The sequence below is a fragment of the Klebsiella sp. B345 genome (genome assembly GCF_051131735.1).
Classification (GTDB): domain Bacteria; phylum Pseudomonadota; class Gammaproteobacteria; order Enterobacterales; family Enterobacteriaceae; genus Klebsiella.
On sequence record NZ_CP180443.1, the window covers coordinates 1,751,707 to 1,777,014 of the forward strand.

Annotated in this window: 16 protein-coding genes, 1 tRNA gene, 3 rRNA genes and 1 pseudogene; 8 read left to right on the forward strand and 13 right to left on the reverse strand. The window is 53.6% G+C overall.

Annotated features, from left to right (window positions below; all coding sequences use genetic code 11):
* Positions 1 to 20: 20 nt before the first annotated feature.
* From rseC to rpoE, 4 genes are read right to left on the reverse strand one after another with little or no spacing between them, the layout of a single operon-like run.
* Positions 21 to 500 (reverse strand): SoxR-reducing system protein RseC, encoded by a 480-nt coding sequence (gene rseC / locus ACMYSO_RS08105; protein WP_123755415.1) that lies wholly within the window; start codon positions 498 to 500, stop codon positions 21 to 23.
* Complete coding sequence (rseB, locus tag ACMYSO_RS08110; protein ID WP_434583511.1) at positions 497 to 1,453, reverse strand: sigma-E factor regulatory protein RseB; 957 nt, start codon at positions 1,451 to 1,453, stop codon at positions 497 to 499. Before rseB ends, rseC begins: the two co-directional genes overlap by 4 nt.
* On the reverse strand, positions 1,453 to 2,103 hold the full coding sequence (gene rseA / locus ACMYSO_RS08115) for an anti-sigma-E factor RseA (RefSeq protein WP_434583509.1): 651 nt from the start codon (positions 2,101 to 2,103) through the stop codon (positions 1,453 to 1,455). The genes rseB and rseA overlap by 1 nt, the downstream gene beginning before the upstream one ends.
* Positions 2,104 to 2,134: 31 nt before the next feature.
* Positions 2,135 to 2,710 carry an RNA polymerase sigma factor RpoE gene (gene rpoE / locus ACMYSO_RS08120; RefSeq protein WP_004866461.1) on the reverse strand — a complete coding sequence of 192 codons (576 nt, stop codon included), beginning with the start codon at positions 2,708 to 2,710 and terminating at the stop codon, positions 2,135 to 2,137.
* Positions 2,711 to 3,132: 422 nt separating this feature from the next.
* On the opposite strand from rpoE, the gene nadB reads away from it, so the two are divergent.
* Positions 3,133 to 4,752, forward strand: a complete 1,620-nt coding sequence (gene nadB / locus ACMYSO_RS08125) for an L-aspartate oxidase (RefSeq protein ID WP_434583507.1) — start codon at positions 3,133 to 3,135, stop codon at positions 4,750 to 4,752.
* On the opposite strand, the gene trmN is transcribed toward nadB, so the two are convergent.
* The gene (trmN, locus tag ACMYSO_RS08130; RefSeq protein ID WP_434670065.1) at positions 4,737 to 5,474 is read right to left on the reverse strand and encodes a tRNA(1)(Val) (adenine(37)-N(6))-methyltransferase TrmN; all 738 of its coding nucleotides are present in this window, start codon (positions 5,472 to 5,474) and stop codon (positions 4,737 to 4,739) included. The two genes, nadB and trmN, sit on opposite strands and share 16 nt — an antisense overlap.
* A 132-nt stretch (positions 5,475 to 5,606) precedes the next feature.
* Between trmN and srmB the strand changes: the two are divergent.
* Positions 5,607 to 6,931 (forward strand): annotated as a pseudogene (gene srmB, locus ACMYSO_RS08135) (ATP-dependent RNA helicase SrmB).
* Positions 6,932 to 6,987: 56 nt separating this feature from the next.
* On the opposite strand, the gene grcA reads toward srmB, so the two are convergent.
* Entirely contained in the window at positions 6,988 to 7,371 is a 384-nt protein-coding gene (grcA, locus tag ACMYSO_RS08140; protein ID WP_434583503.1) for an autonomous glycyl radical cofactor GrcA, read from the reverse strand.
* A 316-nt stretch (positions 7,372 to 7,687) separates the two neighbouring features.
* On the opposite strand from grcA, the gene ung reads away from it, so the two are divergent.
* Positions 7,688 to 8,377, forward strand: coding sequence for a uracil-DNA glycosylase (ung, locus tag ACMYSO_RS08145; RefSeq protein ID WP_434670066.1), 690 nt, complete (start codon positions 7,688 to 7,690; stop codon positions 8,375 to 8,377).
* Between the two features lie 69 nt (positions 8,378 to 8,446).
* On the opposite strand, the gene ACMYSO_RS08150 is transcribed toward ung, so the two are convergent.
* Positions 8,447 to 9,517, reverse strand: coding sequence for a tRNA/rRNA methyltransferase (locus ACMYSO_RS08150; protein WP_123755423.1), 1,071 nt, complete (start codon positions 9,515 to 9,517; stop codon positions 8,447 to 8,449).
* A 203-nt stretch (positions 9,518 to 9,720) separates the two neighbouring features.
* On the opposite strand from ACMYSO_RS08150, the gene trxC reads away from it, so the two are divergent.
* From trxC to ACMYSO_RS08175, 5 genes are all read left to right on the forward strand, one after another.
* Positions 9,721 to 10,146: a thioredoxin TrxC gene (gene trxC, locus ACMYSO_RS08155; RefSeq protein WP_434583501.1), complete on the forward strand. Its 426-nt coding sequence runs from the start codon at positions 9,721 to 9,723 to the stop codon at positions 10,144 to 10,146.
* Positions 10,147 to 10,216: 70 nt separating this feature from the next.
* Positions 10,217 to 10,915: a tRNA-uridine aminocarboxypropyltransferase gene (locus tag ACMYSO_RS08160; protein WP_434670067.1), complete on the forward strand. Its 699-nt coding sequence runs from the start codon at positions 10,217 to 10,219 to the stop codon at positions 10,913 to 10,915.
* Between the two features lie 35 nt (positions 10,916 to 10,950).
* Positions 10,951 to 13,602, forward strand: a complete 2,652-nt coding sequence (locus ACMYSO_RS08165; protein ID WP_434670068.1) for a bifunctional acetate--CoA ligase family protein/GNAT family N-acetyltransferase — start codon at positions 10,951 to 10,953, stop codon at positions 13,600 to 13,602.
* Positions 13,603 to 13,722: 120 nt separating this feature from the next.
* Entirely contained in the window at positions 13,723 to 15,078 is a 1,356-nt protein-coding gene (gene pssA / locus ACMYSO_RS08170; RefSeq protein WP_123755427.1) for a CDP-diacylglycerol--serine O-phosphatidyltransferase, read from the forward strand.
* Between the two features lie 41 nt (positions 15,079 to 15,119).
* A complete protein-coding gene (locus ACMYSO_RS08175; RefSeq protein ID WP_434670069.1) occupies positions 15,120 to 15,443 on the forward strand; it encodes a YfiM family lipoprotein in 324 nt (107 codons plus the stop codon).
* A gap of 3 nt (positions 15,444 to 15,446) precedes the next feature.
* Here ACMYSO_RS08175 and ACMYSO_RS08180 read toward each other — a convergent pair whose 3' ends face one another.
* From ACMYSO_RS08180 to clpB, 6 genes are all read right to left on the reverse strand, one after another.
* Positions 15,447 to 16,745, reverse strand: a complete 1,299-nt coding sequence (locus ACMYSO_RS08180) for an MFS transporter (protein WP_434583497.1) — start codon at positions 16,743 to 16,745, stop codon at positions 15,447 to 15,449.
* A 401-nt stretch (positions 16,746 to 17,146) separates the two neighbouring features.
* Positions 17,147 to 17,262 (reverse strand): 5S ribosomal RNA (rrf, locus tag ACMYSO_RS08185).
* 95 nt (positions 17,263 to 17,357) lie between these two features.
* Positions 17,358 to 20,262: ribosomal RNA gene (locus tag ACMYSO_RS08190) — 23S ribosomal RNA — on the reverse strand.
* A 218-nt stretch (positions 20,263 to 20,480) separates the two neighbouring features.
* Positions 20,481 to 20,556 (reverse strand) — tRNA-Glu (locus tag ACMYSO_RS08195).
* An 84-nt stretch (positions 20,557 to 20,640) separates the two neighbouring features.
* Positions 20,641 to 22,182 (reverse strand): 16S ribosomal RNA (locus ACMYSO_RS08200).
* The 16S, 23S and 5S rRNA genes sit together here with 1 tRNA gene alongside, the layout of an rRNA operon.
* A gap of 466 nt (positions 22,183 to 22,648) precedes the next feature.
* The gene (gene clpB / locus ACMYSO_RS08205; RefSeq protein ID WP_434670070.1) at positions 22,649 to 25,222 is read right to left on the reverse strand and encodes an ATP-dependent chaperone ClpB; all 2,574 of its coding nucleotides are present in this window, start codon (positions 25,220 to 25,222) and stop codon (positions 22,649 to 22,651) included.
* Positions 25,223 to 25,308: the final 86 nt, after the last annotated feature.

The following is a 25,308-nucleotide window of genomic DNA, read 5'->3' on the forward strand; positions in this document are numbered from 1 at the left end:
AAAAATAAAGGCCAGTGGAATCACTGACCTGGCTCTGAAGAGGGTGTCTCTGTACGCAGTAAATCCGGTGGCAGACCCACGCTAATGATAACGGGTTGCCACGATTGACGAGCGGCTAACCCTGGAGAAAGACCGCGCGCAATCAGGAATCCGCCAACGCCACCGAGCACCGCACCACACAGTGACGCGAAGTCATTGGCAAACAACACCTGAAAAATGGAAGCCACCACAAACAGCCCGACTAACGGCGCCATATAGACTAACACCGCAGAGCCTAGCAGGCTGCTTTCGGCTATTCCTAGCTCAACTTTCTGCCCGGCGGACAGCGGCTGGTCGCTGGGGACACTGATGGTATGGCTGGTTTGCGGTCCCAGCTTGTTCAGCACCCGGCTGCCGCAGCCGGCCCGCGAGGCGCAGCTGCTGCAGGAGGCTTTAACGTCGCAGTGCACCTGCGCCATGCCATTTTGCCAGGAGACGACGGTGGCCCACTCTTTAATCATTGCACTGCCTTGAACTTAATGCTGTCGGAGATGCGTTTAGCCGTTTGCGGCGGCATTTCACCGACCACGGTTATCTCTGCGTTATCGCGCACCGTCGTGCTCACGGTGCGACGCCCGGTGCGTAGCAGCTGATCGCTGCTGGTTGAGGTGGCGCGATTAACGTTAATGGAGAAACTAAACAGCCCATCCGAATAGAGGCGGGATTCAACCGGACCATCAATGGTTGGCAGACGGCGTTGGCTGCTGGAGACTTCCGAAACCCCTTGCGGTAGCCAGGTTGGCGCCCAGTTAAAGTTGGCTTTATCGCCCCCTTCCGGCACCGACAGCTGAGGAGGCAGGCTCGCTTTTGCTAGTGTCTCCATGCTGGAGCTGACTTTATCGCCAACGCTAAAGGAGACGACCCGGAACTGCTCGAGGGTTTCCCCGTCGCGGTCGAGCAAATCAACCCGCATCGGCAGTTTCGTTTCGGCATCCAGCCAGACAATATAGCTATAGCGCGTGCCATCGCGCGCGACCACACGAATCACCTCGCACAGACGATCGGCGATACGAGTCCGGCCAACGGAGATAAAGTCGTAGTAGGAAGCCAGCCGCTTGAAATCGGTATAAGCCAGCGAAGGTAATGAGTCGACAATGTAGTCGCCATTCAGCGTGAAGGGATCGAGCCCAGGTTCAAAATAACTGATTTCATTACCACGCAGCACAACTTCCCGGCGCGGGCCATCGAGTTGCAGCAGCTGTGCGAGAGGTTGATTGTTCAGGCGCGCGTGACGATAACGCAGCGACTCAACGCCCTGTTTGTTAATGCTGACAAAAGACAGCTCATAATTCAGGGACTGGCTGGCCAGATTCATTTGCTGCAACAACGCCCCGGACGATGTATCAGCCGAGGCGTTGACAGAGAAGAACAGGCTGCCTGCCATGAGCGACATGGCACACCAAAGTTGCTTCATTACTGCGATTGCGTTCCTAATGTTTGATAACCTGGCACCTGAACAGCGGCTTGCTGAGTCTGGGCTTGCCCAAACTGAAGCTGCTCTGCATGCAGGCGGCGCTGCAGTTCATAGTCCTGCAGCATAGCATTAATGCGGCGACGTTGTTCTTGCACCTGCGCCTGCTGACCGCTTCCTGCAGAAGCATCTGCTGGAACGCCGAGGCTTACTGGGCTGGCTTTACCCATCATCGGCATGGTGTTGAACACCGGTGCTTCAGGTTGCTGGGATGATTCGTTCTGCCCATTATACTGCTGAACGCCGACGATAACAGCAAGCGATACGCACGCAGCCACACCCATCTGAGTCAAAGAGCTGGCCCATGGGCGGACTTTTTGCCAGAAAGGCATCTGGCGCCACTGGTGTGGAGCCGGCTGAGATTCAGGAATAAGCGGCACAGCCTGACGAACAGGTTCATTTTCAATGGCGGCCATAACGCGAGCTGAGATATCAAAATGGAGCATCTCAGCGGTATCGCCTCGCAGCGAATCACGAATGAGATGATAGCTCTCCCAGGTCTTTTGCATTTCAGAAGAACGGCTCAGCTCATTGAGCAGCTCGTTATCCAGCGTTTCACCATCCATTAAGGCCGAAAGTTTTTCTTTCTGCATGCCTGATACCCTTTTCAGTATTCCGCTATCGTCAACGCCTGATGAGCGGTTGAACTTTATTATCAATAGCTTCTCGTGCCCGGAAAATACGCGAACGTACGGTCCCTACCGGACAATCCATGATAGCGGCTATCTCTTCATAGCTCAGGCCATCAAGCTCCCGCAATGTAATTGCCATGCGTAAATCTTCCGGGAGCGATTCAATGGTACGAAAAACTATTTGTCTCAGTTCTTCTGACAACATTAAATTCTCAGGGTTCGAAATTTCTTTCAGTGCCCCACCACTTTCGAAGTTTTCCGCCTCATTGGCGTCAACATCGCTGGACGGCGGGCGGCGCCCCTGAGCTACCAGATAATTCTTCGCCGTGTTGACGGCGATACGATATAACCAGGTATAAAAAGCACTATCTCCCCGGAAGGACTCCAGCGCGCGCCATGCTTTTACGAACGACTCCTGAACGACATCAGGGATATCGCCCGGTGGCACGTAGCGGGAAACCAGGCTCGCAACCTTATGCTGATAGCGTACCACCAGCAGATTAAACGCCTTCTGATCTCCTTTCTGGACCCGTTCAACGAGGACCTGATCCGTTAACTGCTCGCTCATCCGAGGTAATGTCTCCCCAAACCCAATTCCCATGCGCCTTCAAAGCACTACCCAATCACTGCATTATGAGCAAGCAGACGATTGGAGTGTCTGAAAACAATAAAGTTCCGTTACGCCTTTGTTTTTTCTCTGGCAACGGCGGACGATTTGTTATCTCTCATTATAAGTCCCGCAACTCAACGCCAGGTAAGATGATGAAGAAAAAGCGTAAGGTCCGCCAGAAGGGTAACGTAACATCGTTTTTATTTCACTATAAAATCTGAAGCTAACGATCTGCTTCGCAAATATTTTCTCTCCTTTACCTGTACGCCGCTCCGCCAACCAGTGTTTAGTTTCCGCAACCAGTCGAAAAAAAAATGTACGATTCATCACAGCCTGGTGCTATTGTGGCTTTATTGTGTTTAGTAAATTAAACAAAGCCCATGAATACTACACCTGACTTTTCCTGTGATGTGCTGATTATAGGCAGCGGCGCCGCCGGTTTATCCCTTGCTCTGCGGCTGGCGGAGAACAGCTCCGTGACCATATTGAGCAAAGGCCCAATCAGCGAAGGCTCTACGTTATACGCTCAAGGCGGCATTGCCGCGGTCTTTGATGAGACGGACAGCGTGGAATCCCATGTTGAAGATACGCTGATTGCCGGCGCTGGCCTGTGCGATCGCCACGCGGTCTCTTTCGTTGCCAGCAATGCCAAACCTTGCGTGCAGTGGCTTATCGATCAGGGCGTCCTGTTTGATACCCAAACTCAGGCTAACGGCGAGCAGAGCTACCATCTGACCCGCGAAGGGGGCCACAGCCATCGTCGTATTCTTCATGCGGCCGATGCGACAGGCAGAGCGGTGGAAACCACGCTCGTCAGCCAGGCGCTGTCTCACCCGAATATTCGGGTGCTGGAACGGAGCAATGCGGTCGATCTGATCATTTCCGATAAAATCGGCCTGCCCGGTACGCGCCGCGTCGTTGGCGCCTGGATCTGGAACCGTAATAAAGAAAAGGTAGAAACCTGCAGCGCTAAGTCCGTGGTTCTGGCCACCGGCGGTGCCGCCAAAGTATATCAGTACACCACTAACCCGGATGTCTCTTCCGGCGATGGCATTGCCATGGCGTGGCGAGCGGGGTGTCGTGTCGCTAACCTTGAGTTTAACCAGTTTCACCCCACCGCGTTATACCATCCGCAAGCGCGCAATTTCCTGCTGACAGAAGCGTTACGCGGCGAAGGGGCATATCTGAAGCGCCCGGATGGCTCGCGGTTTATGCCCGATTTTGACGAACGCGGCGAACTGGCCCCGCGCGATATCGTCGCCCGCGCCATTGACCATGAAATGAAGCGACTCGGAGTCGACTGCATGTATCTCGATATCAGCCATAAACCGGAAGCCTTCATCCGTCAGCACTTCCCGATGATCTACGAAAAACTGCTTGGTCTGGGGATCGATCTGACAAAAGAACCGGTGCCAATCGTCCCTGCTGCTCACTATACCTGTGGTGGTGTGATGGTCGATGACCACGGCCGCACCGACGTCGACGGACTGTATGCCATTGGCGAGGTGAGCTACACCGGGCTCCACGGGGCTAACCGCATGGCGTCCAATTCGTTGCTCGAATGTCTGGTTTATGGCTGGTCCGCCGCCGAAGATATTATGAAGCGCATGCCGTTTGCCCAACCGGTCAACGGGCTCCCTTCCTGGGATGAGAGCCAGGTTGAGATCCCTGACGAGCTGGTGGTCATTCAGCATAACTGGCATGAGCTGAGATTACTGATGTGGGACTATGTCGGTATCGTACGTACCACGCGCCGTCTGGAACGCGCGTTACGCCGTATCACCATGCTGCAACAGGAACTTGACGAATATTATGCGCGCTTCCGCGTGTCTAACAATTTGCTGGAGTTACGTAACCTGGTGCAGGTTGCTGAGTTGATCGTTCGCTGCGCGATGCTGCGCAAAGAGAGCCGCGGATTACACTATACGCTGGATTATCCAGAGCAGCTCCCAAACAGCGGGCCGTCAATCCTCTCGCCCCTGCTTCACATAAAGAGATAGAAGTCCTGGGTCAGGGCAGTAAACCCTTCAGAGTATTGTTGCTCTGGCCCGCGGATAATCAGGCGATCGCTAAAACACTCTCCCGCCATCGGCGAGAACGCCAACAGCACCCGGTGCGGAGGGCGCATTTCCGTTTCCGCCACATCGGTACGCAAGCGCAAATGCCAACCCATGTTCTGAGCGCGCTGGACAAATGCGTTGCCGATATCTACCGGCAGCACCACACAGAAAAACCCTTCTTCTGTGATACACTCCGCGGCGCAGGTTAAAAGCGTCACATGATCGAGCGTGGTGGTATATCGCGCCTGTTCGCGCTGCGATGTCGCGCAGGGAACACCTTCAGCAAAAAAAGGCGGGTTGCTGACAATCAGTTCATAGCGCCGGGTTTGCGGAGGTTGCCATTGTTGAATATCCGCCTGATGAACCTGGATTCGTGCCGACCACGGAGACGCATCGACATTTTCCCGCGCCTGGTCTGCCGCATTGTCGTCGAGTTCCACCGCATCTAACGTGACCCGAACATCGGTTCGCTGCGCCAGCATCAAAGCCAGCAGGCCGCTACCGGTGCCAATATCCAGCACCTGTTTTACCTGCGCGATCGGCGCCCACGCACCGAGCAAAATGCCATCGGTGCCCACTTTCATTGCACATCGATCGTGAGCAACAAAGAACTGTTTAAACGTAAAACCATTGCGCGGCAGCGCAAACTTCGACTGAGACATCCTTAATAACCTTGCGGACGAAAAACGCCTGGACTTGAGGCTATGCACAATACCGGAGAACAGATAGCCTTACAAACAGATGAACATTATGCCCGTAACGTCTATAATCGTCGGTCCACTCAGAGGTAGATCATGACTGTAACGACTTTTTCCGAACTTGAACTCGACGAAAACCTTCTGGAGGCCCTCCAGGAAAAAGGTTTCACACGCCCGACAGCCATTCAGGCCGCCGCTATTCCGCCTGCGCTTGATGGCCGTGACATTCTCGGTTCAGCCCCGACAGGCACCGGTAAAACTGCGGCATACCTGCTGCCAGCGTTGCAGCACCTGCTTGATTTCCCACGCAAAAATCCGGACCACCGCGAATTCTCATCCTGACACCAACCCGTGAGCTGGCAATGCAGGTCGCTGACCATGCGCGCGAACTGGCTGCGCACACGCATCTGGATATCGCCACCATTACCGGCGGTGTCGCGTATATGAACCATGCGGAAGTGTTCAGCGAGAATCAGGATATCGTGGTCGCCACCACCGGACGACTGCTGCAATACATTAAAGAAGAAAACTTCGATTGCCGTGCTGTCGAAACGCTGATCCTCGACGAAGCGGACCGTATGCTGGATATGGGCTTCGCCCAGGATATCGAGCACATTGCCGGTGAAACCCGCTGGCGTAAGCAGACCATGCTGTTTTCTGCGACGCTGGAAGGCGATGCGATCAAAGACTTTGCCGAGCGTCTGCTGGAAGAGCCTGTTGAAGTCTCCGCCAGCCCCTCCACCCGTGAACGTAAGAAAATTCACCAGTGGTACTATCGCGCCGATGATATCAAGCATAAAACCGCGCTGCTGATTAACCTGCTGCAACAGCCGGATGCGACCCGCTCCATCGTCTTTGTACGCAAACGCGAGCGTGTTCATGAGCTGGCATCCTGGCTGCGCGAAGCGGGTATTAATACCTGCTGGCTGGAAGGCGAGATGGTGCAGGCTAAACGTAACGAAGCCATTAAGCGCATGACCGATGGTCGCATGAACGTGCTGATTGCCACCGACGTCGCCGCGCGCGGGATCGATATTCCTGACGTAAGCCACGTATTCAACTTCGATATGCCGCGTACGGCCGATACCTACCTGCACCGCATCGGACGTACCGGTCGCGCAGGGAAAAAAGGCATTGCCATTTCTCTGGTCGAAGCCCACGACCATCTGCTGTTAGGGAAAATTGGTCGTTACATCGAGGAGCCGCTCAAGCCGCGTGTTATCGATGAATTACGTCCGACCACCCGCGCACCGAGTGAAAAGCAGACCGGTAAACCTTCCAAGAAGGTAATGGCTAAGCGCGCCGAGCAGAAAAAAGAGAAAGACAAAGATAAGACACGCGTGAAGAAACGTCACCGTGATGCTAAAAATGTGGGTAAGCGTCGTAAGCCAAGCGGTAGCGATAGCAGTACTCCGCAGTAAGCAGAGAGCAAAAAAAACGCCGGGATATCCCGGCGTTTTTATTTTCAGGCTTCGACTTACAGGCTTTCTGTAAAAGTACGAGCAATAACGTCACGCTGCTGCTCTGGCGTCAGGGAGTTAAAACGTACTGCATAGCCAGAGACACGAATGGTCAACTGTGGGTATTTTTCCGGATGCTCAACCGCATCCATCAGCGTTTCACGACGCAGCACGTTAACATTCAGGTGCTGACCACCTTCAACGCGGACTTCCGGTTTCACATCAAGCGGAACTTCGCGATATTCGATTTCGCCCAGTTTGCTCACCGCAACCACGTCATCTTCCGCAAAACCGCCTTTGGCACACAGGCAGCGCGCTTCGCCTTTTTCGCTATCCAGCAGCCAAAAAGAGTTCAGCAGGTCGTCATTTGCAGCTTTAGTGATTTGGATACCAGTAATCATTTGATGCCTCCCTTAGGCAATAGTTATTCGTCTTCCTGGCCTGTTTGCGGCCAATTGGTAAAACCATTGTTGTATGAGTGTATGTATATCAGTCAACCACCCGGCATTCATTGACCTAAATCAACAAAAACCATGCAGTGCAAATGGGTATAGGGGGATATTATTGTTTTACATCAAGTTACGCCATAGCCAATGCAAAATAATTTTGTAAATTTTCAATTATTTTTGCATGTGAAACGTCAACTGCGGCGTGCAGATTTTGTTATGCAGAAAGAAGCAGTTAAGCTATAGCGATGACACTTTGCAGGAGAGCAGAATGACGACCCCATTGACCTGGCACGACGTGCTGGTGGAAGAGAAGCAGCAGCCCTATTTTGTGAATACCCTGAAAACCGTCGCCGAAGAACGCCAGTCGGGGATGACGATTTACCCACCGCAAAAAGATGTCTTCAACGCCTTTCGTTATACCGAACTTGGCGATGTCAAAGTGGTGATTCTGGGGCAGGATCCTTATCACGGGCCTGGTCAGGCACATGGCCTGGCCTTCTCGGTACTTCCGGGGATCGCGACGCCCCCTTCGCTGCTAAACATGTATAAAGAACTGGAAGGGACCGTCCCTGGTTTCAGCCGCCCTGCGCACGGCTATCTGGAAAGCTGGGCACGGCAAGGCGTGCTGTTGCTCAATACCGTCCTGACGGTACGAGCGGGACAAGCCCATTCCCATGCCAGCCTTGGCTGGGAGACCTTTACCGATAAAGTGATTTCGCTGATCAATGAACATCGTGAAGGGGTGGTGTTTTTACTGTGGGGTGCGCATGCGCAAAAGAAAGGCGCGATTATCGATCGCCAGCGCCATTGCGTATTGAAGGCACCGCATCCTTCACCGCTTTCCGCTCATCGCGGCTTCTTTGGCAGCAATCATTTTGTTCAGGCGAATCAGTGGCTGGCCGAGCGCGGCGAGCCGCCCATCGACTGGATGCCGGTGTTACCCGCCGGGCAGGAATAACCCTGTCGGCGTCCTGCAGAGACAAAAATGCCAGCATTACGCTGGCATTTTTTTAGATCAACTCTGCGATCAGGCCTTGTTCTGGCGCCACCATTCAGCGAGCAATACGCCGGTTGCGACAGAGACGTTCAGGCTTTCGACATTGCCAGTCCCTTCAATAGCAACGTTAAGATCCGCGCTGGAAATCGCCGCATCGGACAAACCATCACGCTCCTGACCTAACGCCAGCACCATTTTCTTCGGCAGCTCAGCTTTGTGCAGCGGTGTACCGTTGTGGCTGGAGGTAGAGACAATCGCATAGCCCGCTTTACGGAACTGCTCCAGGGTATCGAGGAAGCTGTCACCGGTGATCGGCTCAACGTGTTCCGCGCCACCTTCTGCTGTACGGATCGCCGCACCAGATTCCAGCATACCGGCATCCTGTACGACAACGCCCTTCACGCCGAAATGCGCGCAGCTACGCATGATCGCCCCAAGGTTGTGCGGGTTGCCAACATCTTCCAGCGCCAGCACGCAATCTTCGGCATCGGCTTTAGCAACCCACTGCGCCACGGAGGTCCCGTTGCGTTTCTTGATCAGGAAGCATACCCCACCATGGTGTTCGGTACCGGAGGCTTTGGCCAGTTCGGCTTCATCAACCACATGATAAGCTTTGCGATTCGCCGCCATCCAGCGCAGCGCTTCTTTGAAACGCGGGGTCACGCTCTGGATAAACCAGGCACGAACAATCGCATCCGGACGGCTCTGGAACAGCGCCTGACAGGCATTTTCGCCGTAAACGCGGGTCTCTTCCGCGCGCTGACGACGCAGCACTTCCGGATCGATAAAGCTTTTGCCGCTGATCCCGCCGTGGTCCGGTTTGGCCGGCGCGTCATCATTCGGCGCACGCGAAACGGTGCGCCATGGAGAACCACCGTCGCGATCGAAATCATCACGTTTACGATCGTCACGTTTGCGGTCATCACCGCGGCTGTTTCGCTCATCGCGGGCAGGGCGGCTACGGCCGTCAACACGAGATTTTCCTGGGCGCCCTCCCCCTTTCCCGGTACGCGGGTTATGGGTGCGTCTGTCAGAATCATCATCACTGCGGACATACATCACTTTGACCTTGCCGCTTTTATTTTTCAGTTCGTCGCTCATCAATTTTCTCCACCTGCGCTGCGCGAAGCGCGCAGATTACCCGATGTGTCACCGCCGCGCCATTATTTCGTTTAAAAGATAGGGTCTATTGTACTCATCGAACAAAACGCGTTGTTGTTTACTCGTCGCTAATCAATAATATGTAACATTACAGAAACAAATCGGCCACGTGCCACGCTGCAACCCATAACCAGAGGTTAGTTATGAATACCGTTTGTGCCAGTTGTCAGGCTCTGAACCGCATCCCCGACGAACGTAGCGCCGATGGCGCGAAGTGCGGACGCTGCGGCCACGATCTTTTTGACGGCGATGTGATCAACGCGACCGGGGCAACGTTGGATAAACTACTCAAGGACGATCTGCCCGTTGTTGTTGATTTCTGGGCGCCCTGGTGCGGCCCCTGCCGTAATTTTGCCCCCATCTTCGAAGACGTTGCTGAAGAGCGTAGCGGTAAGATGCGCTTCGTGAAAGTCAATACCGAAGCTGAACGCGAGCTCAGCGCACGTTTCCGCATCCGCAGTATCCCGACCATTATGATGTTTAAAAATGGTGAAGTCATCGACATGCTGAACGGTGCAGTACCAAAAGCGCCGTTCGACAGTTGGCTGAACGAAGCCAACCAACAGTAAACCTGCCGGGGCACCGCTTGTGCCCCCTTTTTACCTCTGCGACAATGGCGTTTTTTCTTAGCGACCCTTTATGATGGACAACGCCGTTCTTCGTCTTCGCGCCGAACGCCTCGCTCGCGCGACCCGGCCTTTTCTCGCTCGTGGTAACCGTATTCACCGCTGCCAGCGCTGTTTGCTGCCGCTGAAACAGTGCCTGTGCAGCACGCTGACACCGGCTACAGCCACCAGCCGCTTCTGTCTGGTGATGTTTGATACCGAGCCAATGAAGCCCAGCAATACCGGGCGGCTGATTGCCGATATCCTGCCGGACACCACCGCTTTTCAATGGTCGCGAACGGAGCCACCGCAGGCGCTGCTCGATGCCGTCGCCGATCCGAATTACCAGCCGATGGTCGTTTTCCCGGCCTCTTATGCGGGAGCTGAGCGCCAGGTACTGAGCGCGCCGCCAGAGGGTAAACCGCCGCTGTTTATTATGCTCGACGGCACCTGGACGGAAGCGCGAAAAATGTTTCGTAAAAGCCCGTATCTTGACGCGCTGCCGGTCATCTCTGTCGATCTCTCACGTATTTCGGCCTATCACCTGAGAGAAGCGCATGCCGAGGGGCAGTATTGCACCGCGGAAGTGGCCATTGCGCTGCTGGATCTTGCCGACGATCGGAAGGCCGCCCGCGCACTTGGCGATCATTTTAGTCTGTTTCGTTCCCGCTATCTGGCGGGAAAAACCCAGCATAAGGGCAGTATCACAGCACAAATAGCAGAAAGCGTTTAAAATCATTCGGTCACTGGGGATCAAAGGAGACCGGTATGAGCCAAAAAGGGCTGGAAGCACTGCTGCGTCCGAAGTCGATTGCCGTTATTGGCGCGTCAATGAAACCGCAGCGTGCCGGTTATCTGATGATGCGCAACCTGTTGGCCGGAGGATTTAACGGCCCGGTGTTGCCCGTTACGCCCGCCTGGAAAGCCGTTCAGGGCGTGCTGGCATGGCCCACCATCGACAGCCTGCCCTTCACTCCAGACCTTGCGGTGCTTTGTACCAATGCCCGACGCAATCTTTCTCTGCTGGAAGCGTTGGGGCAAAAAGGGTGTAAAACCTGCATTATTCTCTCCTCCCCGCCGGACCAGTACCCTGCGCTGCTTGAATGCGCAACCCGTTACCAAATGCGCCTGCTTGGCCCCAACAGCCTCGGGCTGCTCGCACCGTGGCAGGGGCTGAATGCCAGCTTTTCCCCGGTACCTATACACCGTGGCAAACTGGCGTTTATCTCTCAGTCGGCGGCAGTTTCGAATACCATTCTCGACTGGGCTCAGCAGCGTGAGATGGGCTTCTCTTACTTTATTGCCCTCGGGGACAGCCTCGATATCGACGTAGACGATCTCCTCGATTTTCTGGCCCGCGACAGTAAAACCAGCGCTATTCTTCTCTATCTTGAGCACCTGAGCGATGCCCGTAGCTTTGTTTCTGCCGCGCGCAGCGCATCACGTAATAAACCGATTCTGGTGATCAAAAGCGGCCGTAGCCCGGCAGCACAACAGCTGCTGCACGTCAATTCCGGTATGGATCCGGCCTGGGATGCCGCAATTCAACGCGCGGGCCTGCTGCGAGTACAGGATACTCATGAGCTCTTCTCCGCAGTTGAAACCCTCAGTCATATGCGTCCACTGCGGGGTGAAAAGCTGATGATCATCAGCAACGGTGCCGCCCCGGCGGCGCTGGCGCTGGACGAACTGTGGCTACGCAACGGTAAGCTGGCCACGCTCAGCGACGAGACCTGTAGCCAGTTGCGCCAGGTCCTGCCAGCCGGTATTGGTATCGCAAACCCGCTGGATCTCCGTGATGATGCCAGCAGTGAACATTACCTCAAGGCGCTGAACGTTCTGCTGGATAGCCATGACTATGATGCCCTGTTGGTGATCCACTCCCCCAGCGCCGCCGCGCCGGGAACGGAAAGCGCACTGGCGCTGATTGACGCGCTGAAGCAGCATCCGCGCGGGAAATATGTCACGGTACTGACGAACTGGTGTGGCGAATACTCATCCCAGGAAGCTCGTCGTCTGTTTAGCGATGCGGGTCTGCCAACCTACCGTACGCCGGAAGGGACCATTACCGCATTTATGCACATGGTTGAATACCGACGTAACCAGAAACAACTGCGGGAAACACCGGTGCTGTCAGATATGGTGACGGCAAATACTGAACAAGCCCATATGCTGTTGCAGCAGGCAATTAACGAAGGCGCACATTCGCTAGATACTCATGAAGTCAGCCCGGTGTTACACGCGTATGGCATCCATACGCTACCGACCTGGATTGCCGCCGACAGCGCCGAAGCGGTACATATCGCCGAACAAATTGGTTACCCGGTGGCCCTGAAGCTTCGCTCGCCGGATATTCCGCACAAATCTGAAGTTCAGGGCGTCATGCTCTATTTGCGAACGGCCACCGAAGTCCAACGGGCGGCGGACGCCATTTTTGACCGCGTAAAAATGGCCTGGCCTCAGGCGCGTATCCACGGCTTGCTGGTGCAAAGCATGGCGAACCGTGCCGGGGCGCAGGAACTGCGTGTTGTTGTTGAGCACGATCCGGTTTTTGGCCCGCTGATCATGTTGGGTGAAGGTGGTGTCGAATGGCGAGCGGAAGATCAGGCCGCCGTGGCACTGCCACCGCTCAATATGAACCTTGCCCGCTATCTGGTGATCCAGGCGATCAAAAGCAAGAAGATCCGTGGCCGCAGCGCGCTACGTCCGCTGGATGTCTCCGGTCTGAGCCAGTTGCTGGTTCAGGTGTCGAATCTGATCGTTGATTGCCCGGAGATCCAGCGGCTGGACATTCATCCGCTGCTGGCCTCGGGGAACGAGTTCACGGCGCTCGATGTCACGCTAGGCCTTGCCCCGTTTAGCGGCGACAGCGAAAGCCGGCTGGCTATCCGCCCCTACCCTCAACAGCAAGAAGAATGGGTGGTGATGAAAAATGGCGAGCGCTGCCTGTTCCGCCCTATTCTGCCGGAAGATGAACCGTTGCTGATGGCGTTCATCGCTCAGGTGACGAAAGAGGATCTGTATTATCGCTATTTCAGCGAAATCAATGAATTTACCCACGACGACTTAGCCAATATGACACAGATCGACTACGATCGAGAAATGGCGTTTGTTGCCGTGCGTGCCACCGCCGAGGGGAATGAAATTCTCGGTGTAACAAGAGCCATTTCCGATCCTGATAATATTGATGCGGAATTTGCCGTGCTGGTCCGTTCCGACCTGAAAGGCCTGGGGCTTGGTCGGCGGCTGCTGGAGAAACTGATCACCTACACGCAGAGCCACGGCCTGCAGCGGTTAAATGGCATCACGATGCCAAATAACAGAGGCATGATTGGCCTGGCCAGAAAACTGGGATTCACGGTTGATATTCAGCTGGAAGATGGGATTGTCAGTTTATCCCTACAATTTACACCGCAATAATCATAAACTGGCGGCCGCAATTGTTGACCACATTCGCGAACAGTAATGTTATTATTGCCCGCTTACGTCGTCTGCATGGTACAGAAGACCCTTCAATAAACAGAGAAGAAACGCACTGTGATGTTGTCAAAATTTAAGCGTAATAAACATCAACAACACCTTGCCCAACTCCCTAAGCTTTCTCAGTCAGTTGATGATATCGAGTTCTATTACGCGCCTGCGGATTTTCGTCAGGCGTTACTGGCCAAGATAGCCCACGCCACCCAGCGTATTTGTATTATTGCGCTCTATCTCGAGCAGGATGATGGCGGCAAAGGAATTCTGCAGGCACTGTACGACGCCAAACGCCAGCGTCCAGAGTTAGATGTACGCATTCTGGTTGACTGGCACCGCGCCCAACGCGGGCGTATCGGCGCCGCTGCGGCAAATACCAATGCCGACTGGTACTGTCGCATGGCGCAGGAAAATCCTGGCGTCAATGTCCCGGTATATGGCGTACCAGTGAATACCCGAGAAGCCTTGGGTGTTCTCCACTATAAAGGTTTTATCATCGATGATTGCGTCCTCTACAGCGGCGCAAGCCTGAACGATGTCTATCTGCATCAGCACGATAAATATCGTTACGATCGCTACCAGTGTATTCGCAACGCCAAAATGGCCGATGTGATGTTCGATTGGGTCGATCACAACCTGGTCCAGGGGCGTGGTGTTAACCGTCTCGACAGCGCCAGCCGCCCGAAAAGCCCGGAAATCAAAAATGAGATCCGTCAGTACCGCCAGGACCTGCGTGACAGCAGCTATCATTTTGTCGGCAATGCTGATGACGATCGGCTGTCGGTCACCCCGCTGGTTGGCCTCGGCAAATCGAGCCTGCTGAACAAAACCATTTTCCATCTTATGCCCTGTGCTGAGCATAAGCTGACTATCTGTACCCCCTACTTCAACCTTCCCGCGCTGCTGGTGCGTAATATCATCCAGCTGCTGCGTAGCGGCAAGAAAGTCGAGATTATCGTTGGCGATAAAACGGCGAATGACTTCTATATTCCGGAAGATCAGCCGTTTAAGATTATCGGGGCGCTCCCGTATCTGTATGAAATTAACCTCCGCCGTTTTCTGAGCCGCCTGCAGTATTATGTCAATACGGACCAGTTGGTGGTGCGACTGTGGAAGGATGAGGACAACAGCTACCACCTGAAAGGGATGTGGGTTGATGATGAGTGGATGTTGTTGACCGGCAACAACCTCAATCCGCGTGCCTGGCGCCTGGATCTGGAAAACGCCATCCTCATTCACGATCCGCAGCAACAGCTGGGCGCGATGCGCGAAAAAGAGCTGCATCTGATCCGCGAGCATACCACCATCGTTAAACACTATCGCGATCTGCAAAGCATCGCCGATTATCCGGTCAAAGTGCGAAAACTGATTCGTCGCCTGAGGCGTATTCGTATTGATCGACTGATCAGCCGTATTCTCTGAACATCTGCCCCGTCTTGCCGGGGCTTTTTTCTGGAATGTGTATGCGTAATTTCATCATTCTTGCCCCACTACTGCTCACCGGTTGTAGCCATATGGCTAACGATTCGTGGAGCGGCCAGGATAAAGCTCAGCACTTTATTGCGTCGGCGATGCTCTCGGCTGCCGGGAATGAGTATGCCCAACATCAGGGTTACAGCCGTGACCGCAGTGCGGCAATTGGCTTTATGTTTTCCGTTAGTCTGGGTGCATCGAAAGAACTGTGGGACAGCCGCCCGGCTGGAAGCGGCTGGAGCTGGAAAGACTTCGCATGGGATGTCGCCGGTGCCACAACGGGTTACGCCGTGTGGCAACTAGCGCATCAGTAATATCTAGAGTCTCAGCCCTTTGCCTTTACGATGCAGCATCAGAGAGACCAGCAGCGCGATGGCGCACATCACGGTAACGTACCAATAGAAGACGTGTTCGATACCAACTGATTTCAGCGATAATGCAACGTACTCAGCGGAACCGCCAAACAACGCATTCGCCACCGCATAGGACAGGCCGACCCCTAAGGCTCGTACCTGTGCCGGGAACATCTCCGCTTTCAGAATACCGCTGATCGAAGTATAAAAACTCACAATCATCAACGCACAAATAACCAGCGCAAACGCGGCATAAGGTGAGGTCACATTCTGTAAGGCGCTTAAAATCGGCACCGTAAAGAGCGTTGCTAATGCGCTAAAGCAAATCATTGATGTGCGACGACCAATTTTATCTGACAGCGCCCCGAACAGCGGCTGCGCCAGCATGTAGACGAACAGTGCAGCGGTCATGATTACGCTTGCCGTACTGGCGCTCATCCCTGCCGTATTGACCAGATATTTCTGCATATAGGTCGTAAAGGTATAAAAAATTAACGACCCTGCAGCCGTAAAGCCCAGCACCATCATAAAGGCTTTGCGGTTGCGCCATAGTCCTTTGAAAGAACCCGCTTCTTTTAACGCACGAGTCTCTTGCTTAGAGGTTTCATCCAGCTGGCGACGCAGCCATAAGGCGACAACGGCGAGCACGGCCCCTAGCGCAAATGGAATTCGCCATCCCCATGCATGCAGTTGTTCGTCGTTGAGAATTTGCTGTAGGGCCACCACCACAAGTACGGCCAGTAACTGTCCGCCGATCAGCGTGACGTACTGGAATGACGCGTAGAAGCCTTTTTTGCCTTCGACAGCGACCTCACTCATGTAGGTTGCACTGGTCCCGTATTCCCCCCCAACGGAGATCCCCTGAAATAAGCGCGCCACGAGTAACAGTGCGGGAGCCCAGGTGCCGATTGTTTCATAGCCAGGTAGACAGGCAATCACTAACGATCCCGCACACATCATGCAGACGGAAATGAGCATCGATGTTTTACGGCCACGGCGGTCAGCGATACGTCCGAACAGCCACCCTCCAATGGGGCGCATCAGAAAGCCTGCAGCGAAAACCCCGGCGGTTTGTAATAGCTGAGTGGTCGTGTTCCCTGAAGGAAAAAAGATGTGTGCAAAATAGAGAGAGCAGAATGAGTAGACGTAAAAATCAAACCATTCAACCAGATTACCCGAAGATGCACCTACAATTGCCCATATGCGACGACGAGTGTCGCTGTGCTCCAGCGAGCCCCGTTCGTTAAGACTACTTTCTGCCATTGTTATTCTGCTCCAGCAAAGACTGCAATCTGTCTGGGCGTTCCACGTCACTGAGACAAATCAATTAGTAAACCAAATGTTATATAATTGTTATTTAATTATATGTGAATGAATTCACATTTTTTCCGTCATCTGGTTTTCGGGATTAACGCTAAAACATGGCCAGGGATAAAGTGAAATATGGTGAGGAGGCGGCGACAGCAGGCTTTTATGTTGTCGGTGAGAGTAAGCACCGTTCAGTTTTATGATGAATAGTGGATTTCGCAGAGATAAAACGCAAAAAGCCCATCCGTCAGGATGGGCTTTTGTATTGTCTGATGGCCCGGAGACACCTTTCCCGGGTAAATTGCAGACAAAACAAAGGGCCCAGTCTTTCGACTGGGCCCTTTGTTTTATTTGATGCCTGGCAGTTCCCTACTCTCACATGGGGAGACCCCACACTACCATCGGCGCTACGGCGTTTCACTTCTGAGTTCGGCATGGGGTCAGGTGGGACCACCGCGCTATCGCCGCCAGGCAAATTCTGTTATCAACACGTCCTGAAGACGCATCAACTAATCTGTATCAGGCTGAAAATCTTCTCTCTGTCCACCAAAACAGCTTTGGCGTTGTAAGGTTAAGCCTCACGGTTCATTAGTATCGGTTAGCTCAACGTATCGCTACGCTTACACACCCGACCTATCAACGTCGTCGTCTTCAACGTTCCTTCAGGACTCTCAAGGAGTCAGGGAGAACTCATCTCGGGGCAAGTTTCGTGCTTAGATGCTTTCAGCACTTATCTTTTCCGCATTTAGCTACCGGGCAATGCCATTGGCATGACAACCCGAACACCAGTGATGCGTCCACTCCGGTCCTCTCGTACTAGGAGCAGCCCCCCTCAATTCTCCAGCGCCCACGGCAGATAGGGACCGAACTGTCTCACGACGTTCTAAACCCAGCTCGCGTACCACTTTAAACGGCGAACAGCCGTACCCTTGGGACCTACTTCAGCCCCAGGATGTGATGAGCCGACATCGAGGTGCCAAACACCGCCGTCGATATGAACTCTTGGGCGGTATCAGCCTGTTATCCCCGGAGTACCTTTTATCCGTTGAGCGATGGCCCTTCCATTCAGAACCACCGGATCACTATGACCTGCTTTCGCACCTGCTCGCGCCGTCACGCTCGCAGTCAAGCTAGCTTATGCCATTGCACTAACCTCCTGATGTCCGACCAGGATTAGCTAACCTTCGTGCTCCTCCGTTACTCTTTGGGAGGAGACCGCCCCAGTCAAACTACCCACCAGACACTGTCCGCAACCCGGATCACGGGTCTACGTTAGAACATCAAACATTAAAGGGTGGTATTTCAAGGTTGGCTCCACGCAGACTGGCGTCCACGCTTCAAAGCCTCCCACCTATCCTACACATCAAGGCTCAATGTTCAGTGTCAAGCTATAGTAAAGGTTCACGGGGTCTTTCCGTCTTGCCGCGGGTACACTGCATCTTCACAGCGAGTTCAATTTCACTGAGTCTCGGGTGGAGACAGCCTGGCCATCATTACGCCATTCGTGCAGGTCGGAACTTACCCGACAAGGAATTTCGCTACCTTAGGACCGTTATAGTTACGGCCGCCGTTTACCGGGGCTTCGATCAAGAGCTTCTCCTTACGGATAACCCCATCAATTAACCTTCCGGCACCGGGCAGGCGTCACACCGTATACGTCCACTTTCGTGTTTGCACAGTGCTGTGTTTTTAATAAACAGTTGCAGCCAGCTGGTATCTTCGACTGATTTCAGCTCCATGAGCAAGTCACTTCACTTACCATCAGCGTGCCTTCTCCCGAAGTTACGGCACCATTTTGCCTAGTTCCTTCACCCGAGTTCTCTCAAGCGCCTTGGTATTCTCTACCTGACCACCTGTGTCGGTTTGGGGTACGATTTGATGTTACCTGATGCTTAGAGGCTTTTCCTGGAAGCAGGGCATTTGTTACTTCAGCACCGTAGTGCCTCGTCATCACACCTCAGCGTTAACAAGCGTCCGGATTTACCTAAACGCTCCGCCTACATGCTTAAACCGGGACAACCGTCGCCCGGCTAACATAGCCTTCTCCGTCCCCCCTTCGCAGTAACACCGAGTACAGGAATATTAACCTGTTTCCCATCGACTACGCCTTTCGGCCTCGCCTTAGGGGTCGACTCACCCTGCCCCGATTAACGTTGGACAGGAACCCTTGGTCTTCCGGCGAGCGGGCTTTTCACCCGCTTTATCGTTACTTATGTCAGCATTCGCACTTCTGATACCTCCAGCAACCCTCACAGGCCACCTTCAACGGCTTACAGAACGCTCCCCTACCCAACAACACATAGTGTCGCTGCCGCAGCTTCGGTGCACAGTTTAGCCCCGTTACATCTTCCGCGCAGGCCGACTCGACCAGTGAGCTATTACGCTTTCTTTAAATGATGGCTGCTTCTAAGCCAACATCCTGGCTGTCTGTGCCTTCCCACATCGTTTCCCACTTAACTGTGACTTTGGGACCTTAGCTGGCGGTCTGGGTTGTTTCCCTCTTCACGACGGACGTTAGCACCCGCCGTGTGTCTCCCGTGATAACATTCTTCGGTATTCGTAGTTTGCATCGGGTTGGTAAGTCGGGATGACCCCCTAGCCGAAACAGTGCTCTACCCCCGAAGATGAATTCACGAGGCGCTACCTAAATAGCTTTCGGGGAGAACCAGCTATCTCCCGGTTTGATTGGCCTTTCACCCCCAGCCACAAGTCATCCGCTAATTTTTCAACATTAGTCGGTTCGGTCCTCCAGTTAGTGTTACCCAACCTTCAACCTGCCCATGGCTAGATCACCGGGTTTCGGGTCTATACCCTGCAACTTAACGCCCAGTTAAGACTCGGTTTCCCTGCGGCTCCCCTATACGGTTAACCTTGCTACAGAATATAAGTCGCTGACCCATTATACAAAAGGTACGCAGTCACCTAACAAGTAGGCTCCCACTGCTTGTACGTACACGGTTTCAGGTTCTTTTTCACTCCCCTCGCCGGGGTTCTTTTCGCCTTTCCCTCACGGTACTGGTTCACTATCGGTCAGTCAGGAGTATTTAGCCTTGGAGGATGGTCCCCCATATTCAGACAGGATACCACGTGTCCCGCCCTACTCTTCGAGTTCACAACGTGTGCATTTTAGTGTACGGGGCTATCACCCTGTACCGCCGGACTTTCCAGACCGTTCCACTAACACACGCGCTGATTCAGACTCTGGGCTCCTCCCCGTTCGCTCGCCGCTACTGGGGGAATCTCGGTTGATTTCTTTTCCTCGGGGTACTTAGATGTTTCAGTTCCCCCGGTTCGCTTCGTTAAGCTATGTATTCACTTAACGATAGTGTGTCGAAACACACTGGGTTTCCCCATTCGGAAATCGCCGGTTATAACGGTTCATATCACCTTACCGACGCTTATCGCAGATTAGCACGTCCTTCATCGCCTCTGACTGCCAGGGCATCCACCGTGTACGCTTAGTCGCTTAACCTCACAACCCGAAGCTGTTTCGTAAAACAGTCCGCGTTGCGAAAATTTGAGAGACTCGAACACACCGCTTTTCCTTTCTTATTACGGAGAAAGGAAACAGTGTGTCGTTTCAATTTTCAGCTTGATCCAGATTTTTAAAGAGCAAATATCTCAAACGTGATTCCGGAGAACCAGTTTTGAGATATTGAGGTCGGCGACTTTCACTCACAAACCAGCAAGTGGCGTCCCCTAGGGGATTCGAACCCCTGTTACCGCCGTGAAAGGGCGGTGTCCTGGGCCTCTAGACGAAGGGGACACTGAAGTCTCAATCGCAAGACGCCTTGCTATTTACTTTTCATCAGACAATCTGTGTGGACACTACAAAGGCAGGTTCTTCAGGTAAGGAGGTGATCCAACCGCAGGTTCCCCTACGGTTACCTTGTTACGACTTCACCCCAGTCATGAATCACAAAGTGGTAAGCGCCCTCCCGAAGGTTAAGCTACCTACTTCTTTTGCAACCCACTCCCATGGTGTGACGGGCGGTGTGTACAAGGCCCGGGAACGTATTCACCGTAGCATTCTGATCTACGATTACTAGCGATTCCGACTTCATGGAGTCGAGTTGCAGACTCCAATCCGGACTACGACATACTTTATGAGGTCCGCTTGCTCTCGCGAGGTCGCTTCTCTTTGTATATGCCATTGTAGCACGTGTGTAGCCCTACTCGTAAGGGCCATGATGACTTGACGTCATCCCCACCTTCCTCCAGTTTATCACTGGCAGTCTCCTTTGAGTTCCCGGCCGAACCGCTGGCAACAAAGGATAAGGGTTGCGCTCGTTGCGGGACTTAACCCAACATTTCACAACACGAGCTGACGACAGCCATGCAGCACCTGTCTCAGAGTTCCCGAAGGCACCAAAGCATCTCTGCTAAGTTCTCTGGATGTCAAGAGTAGGTAAGGTTCTTCGCGTTGCATCGAATTAAACCACATGCTCCACCGCTTGTGCGGGCCCCCGTCAATTCATTTGAGTTTTAACCTTGCGGCCGTACTCCCCAGGCGGTCGACTTAACGCGTTAGCTCCGGAAGCCACTCCTCAAGGGAACAACCTCCAAGTCGACATCGTTTACAGCGTGGACTACCAGGGTATCTAATCCTGTTTGCTCCCCACGCTTTCGCACCTGAGCGTCAGTCTTTGTCCAGGGGGCCGCCTTCGCCACCGGTATTCCTCCAGATCTCTACGCATTTCACCGCTACACCTGGAATTCTACCCCCCTCTACAAGACTCAAGCTTGCCAGTTTCAAATGCAGTTCCCAGGTTGAGCCCGGGGATTTCACATCTGACTTAACAAACCGCCTGCGTGCGCTTTACGCCCAGTAATTCCGATTAACGCTTGCACCCTCCGTATTACCGCGGCTGCTGGCACGGAGTTAGCCGGTGCTTCTTCTGCGAGTAACGTCAATCGCTAAGGTTATTAACCTTAACGCCTTCCTCCTCGCTGAAAGTACTTTACAACCCGAAGGCCTTCTTCATACACGCGGCATGGCTGCATCAGGCTTGCGCCCATTGTGCAATATTCCCCACTGCTGCCTCCCGTAGGAGTCTGGACCGTGTCTCAGTTCCAGTGTGGCTGGTCATCCTCTCAGACCAGCTAGGGATCGTCGCCTAGGTGAGCCATTACCCCACCTACTAGCTAATCCCATCTGGGCACATCTGATGGCATGAGGCCCGAAGGTCCCCCACTTTGGTCTTGCGACGTTATGCGGTATTAGCTACCGTTTCCAGTAGTTATCCCCCTCCATCAGGCAGTTTCCCAGACATTACTCACCCGTCCGCCGCTCGTCACCCGGAGAGCAAGCTCTCCTGTGCTACCGCCCGACTTGCATGTGTTAGGCCTGCCGCCAGCGTTCAATCTGAGCCATGATCAAACTCTTCAATTTAAGTTTGATGCTCGTGAATTAAACTTCGTAATGAATTACGTATGTTCACTCAGAGACTTGGTATTCATTTTTCGTCCGAGGACGTTAAGAATCCATGTCACTTTGAGTGCCCACACAGATTGTCTGATAAATTGTTAAAGAGCAATGCCGCTTCGCTTTTTCTCAGCGGCGCGGGGTGTGCATAATACGCTTCCCCACTTCAGAGTCAAGCATTTATTTTTTGCTTTTCTCTGCCGGGTAACTCGACTGGCTTTCAGTGGAGAACCCTGCTGACCCAGCGGCTTGTTAGCCGTTGTTCCGTGTCAGTGGAGGCGCATTATAGGCAGTAATTCTGACGTGACAAGTTTAAATTCACAAAAATGATTTGTTCGCTTACTTATTAATCAATTTCGCATTCAGACTTTAATTCTTGCCTGGTTTTTAAACAAAAACGAGCCCATTGGGCCCGTTTTTGTCGTTTTGTGATTTACTGCACTGCGACGATATGGTCGTTTTTAACCACCAGCTGGACTTCTTTGCCAGGAATCAACTCACCGGAAAGAATTTGCTGCGCCAGCGGGTTTTCGATCTGCTGCTGGATAGCGCGTTTTAACGGACGCGCACCATACACCGGATCGTAACCATTCGCGCTCAGCAGTTTCAGCGCCTCATCGGACATATGAACGTCGTAACCACGTTCTTCCAGACGTTTGTACAGACGCTGCAGCTGAATCTGCGCAATAGAAGCTATGTGTTTTTCACCCAATGGATGGAAGACCACCACTTCATCGATACGGTTGATGAACTCCGGGCGGAAGTTCTGGCTGACCACACCCAGAATCAGATCCTTCATATGGCCGTAATCCAGCTCCCCGAAACGCTCCTGAATCAAGTCCGAACCGAGGTTGGAGGTCATGATCACCACCGTATTGCGGAAATCGACCGTTCTCCCCTGCCCATCGGTCAGACGACCGTCGTCCAGCACCTGCAACAGAATGTTGAACACATCCGGATGGGCCTTTTCGACTTCATCCAGCAAAATGACGGAATACGGACGGCGACGAACCGCTTCAGTCAGATAGCCCCCTTCTTCATAGCCGACATATCCCGGAGGTGCACCGACCAGACGCGAGACGGAGTGTTTCTCCATAAACTCGGACATATCGATACGCACCATTGCATCGTCGCTGTCGAACATAAAGTTAGCCAGCGTTTTGCAAAGCTCGGTTTTACCGACACCGGTTGGCCCGAGGAACAGGAACGATCCGATTGGACGGTTAGGGTCAGACAGCCCGGCACGGCTACGACGAATCGCATTGGATACCGCTTCGACCGCTTCGTTCTGACCGATCACCCGACTGTGCAGTTCCTGCTCCATCCGCAGCAGTTTTTCACGCTCGCCTTCCATCATTCGCGCCACCGGAATACCGGTCCAGCGGGCCAGCACTTCGGCAATTTCCGCGTCGGTCACTTTATTTCGCAACAGACGCATGGTTTTGCCTTCCGACTGGGTGGCAGCCGCAAGCTGTTTCTCCAGCTCCGGAATTTTACCGTACTGCAGTTCAGACATCCGCGCGAGGTCACCAACGCGACGCGCTTGCTCAATCGCGATTTTCGCCTGTTCCAGCTCGGCTTTGATCGTCTGGGTTCCGGAGAGTGACGCTTTTTCCGCCTTCCACTCTTCTTCTAATACTGAATACTGACGCTCTTTATCCGCCAGCTCTTCATTGAGCATATCCAGCCGTTTCAGACTGGCCTCATCGGCCTCTTTCTTCAACGCCTGCTGCTCCAGCTTGAGCTGGATAATACGTCGGTCGAGTCGGTCGAGCTCTTCCGGCTTCGAGTCAATCTGCATGCGAATGCTGGATGCAGCCTCATCGATCAGGTCGATGGCTTTATCCGGCAGCTGGCGGTCAGCAATATAACGATGCGACAAGGTTGCGGCTGCGACGATCGCCGGGTCGGTGATCTGTACGTGGTGATGCAGCTCATAACGCTCTTTTAAACCGCGCAGAATTGCGATGGTATCTTCCACTGACGGTTCAGCCACGAACACTTTCTGGAAACGACGCTCCAGCGCGGCATCTTTCTCAATATACTGACGATATTCATCGAGCGTGGTCGCGCCGACGCAGTGCAGCTCCCCACGCGCCAGCGCAGGTTTGAGCATGTTGCCGGCATCCATTGCGCCGTCTGCTTTCCCGGCACCCACCATGGTATGAAGCTCATCAATAAACAGGATGACGTTGCCTTCCTGTTTAGAGAGATCGTTCAGCACGCCTTTCAGGCGCTCTTCGAACTCACCACGATACTTCGCCCCGGCGACCAGCGCCCCCATGTCCAGCGCCAGTACGCGGCGGCCTTTCAGCCCTTCCGGCACTTCGCCGTTAACGATACGCTGCGCCAGTCCTTCCACGATGGCGGTTTTACCGACACCGGGTTCCCCAATCAGAACCGGGTTATTTTTAGTACGCCGCTGCAACACCTGGATTGTCCGACGAATTTCTTCATCACGGCCGATCACCGGATCCAGTTTGCCTTGTTCAGCCCGCTCGGTCAGATCGACCGTAAATTTCTTCAATGCCTGACGTTGGTCTTCGGCACCCTGATCGTTCACGCTTTCACCTCCGCGCATTTGTTCAATCGCCTGAGTCACATTGGCGGTTGTTGCTCCGGCAGATTTTAAAAGGTCGGTCAGCGTACCGCGTGATTCAAGCGCCGCCAGAACGAACAGCTCTGACGAAATAAAGTTGTCCTTCCTCTTTTGCGCCAGCTTGTCGCAAAGATTCAGAATACGCACGAGATCCTGAGACGGCTGCACATCACCGCCGGTGCCTTCCACCTGCGGTAAACGGCTCAACGCCTGAGTGATGGTCGTGCTTAACTCTCCGGCATTAATGCCCGCAGAAGTTAATAAAGGACGTACCGATCCCCCTTCCTGATTCAGCAAGGCGCTCATTAGATGAAGAGGTTCGATGAATTGGTTGTCGTGCCCAAGTGCAAGCGACTGGGCATCGGCAAGAGCAAGCTGGAATTTATTGGTAAGACGATCCAGACGCATAACTCCTCCCATAACAGGTCAAATTTGCTACTGGAGATTAAATGAGGTCATCCCTCAATTATTCAAGGTTAAAGACCTGAACTATG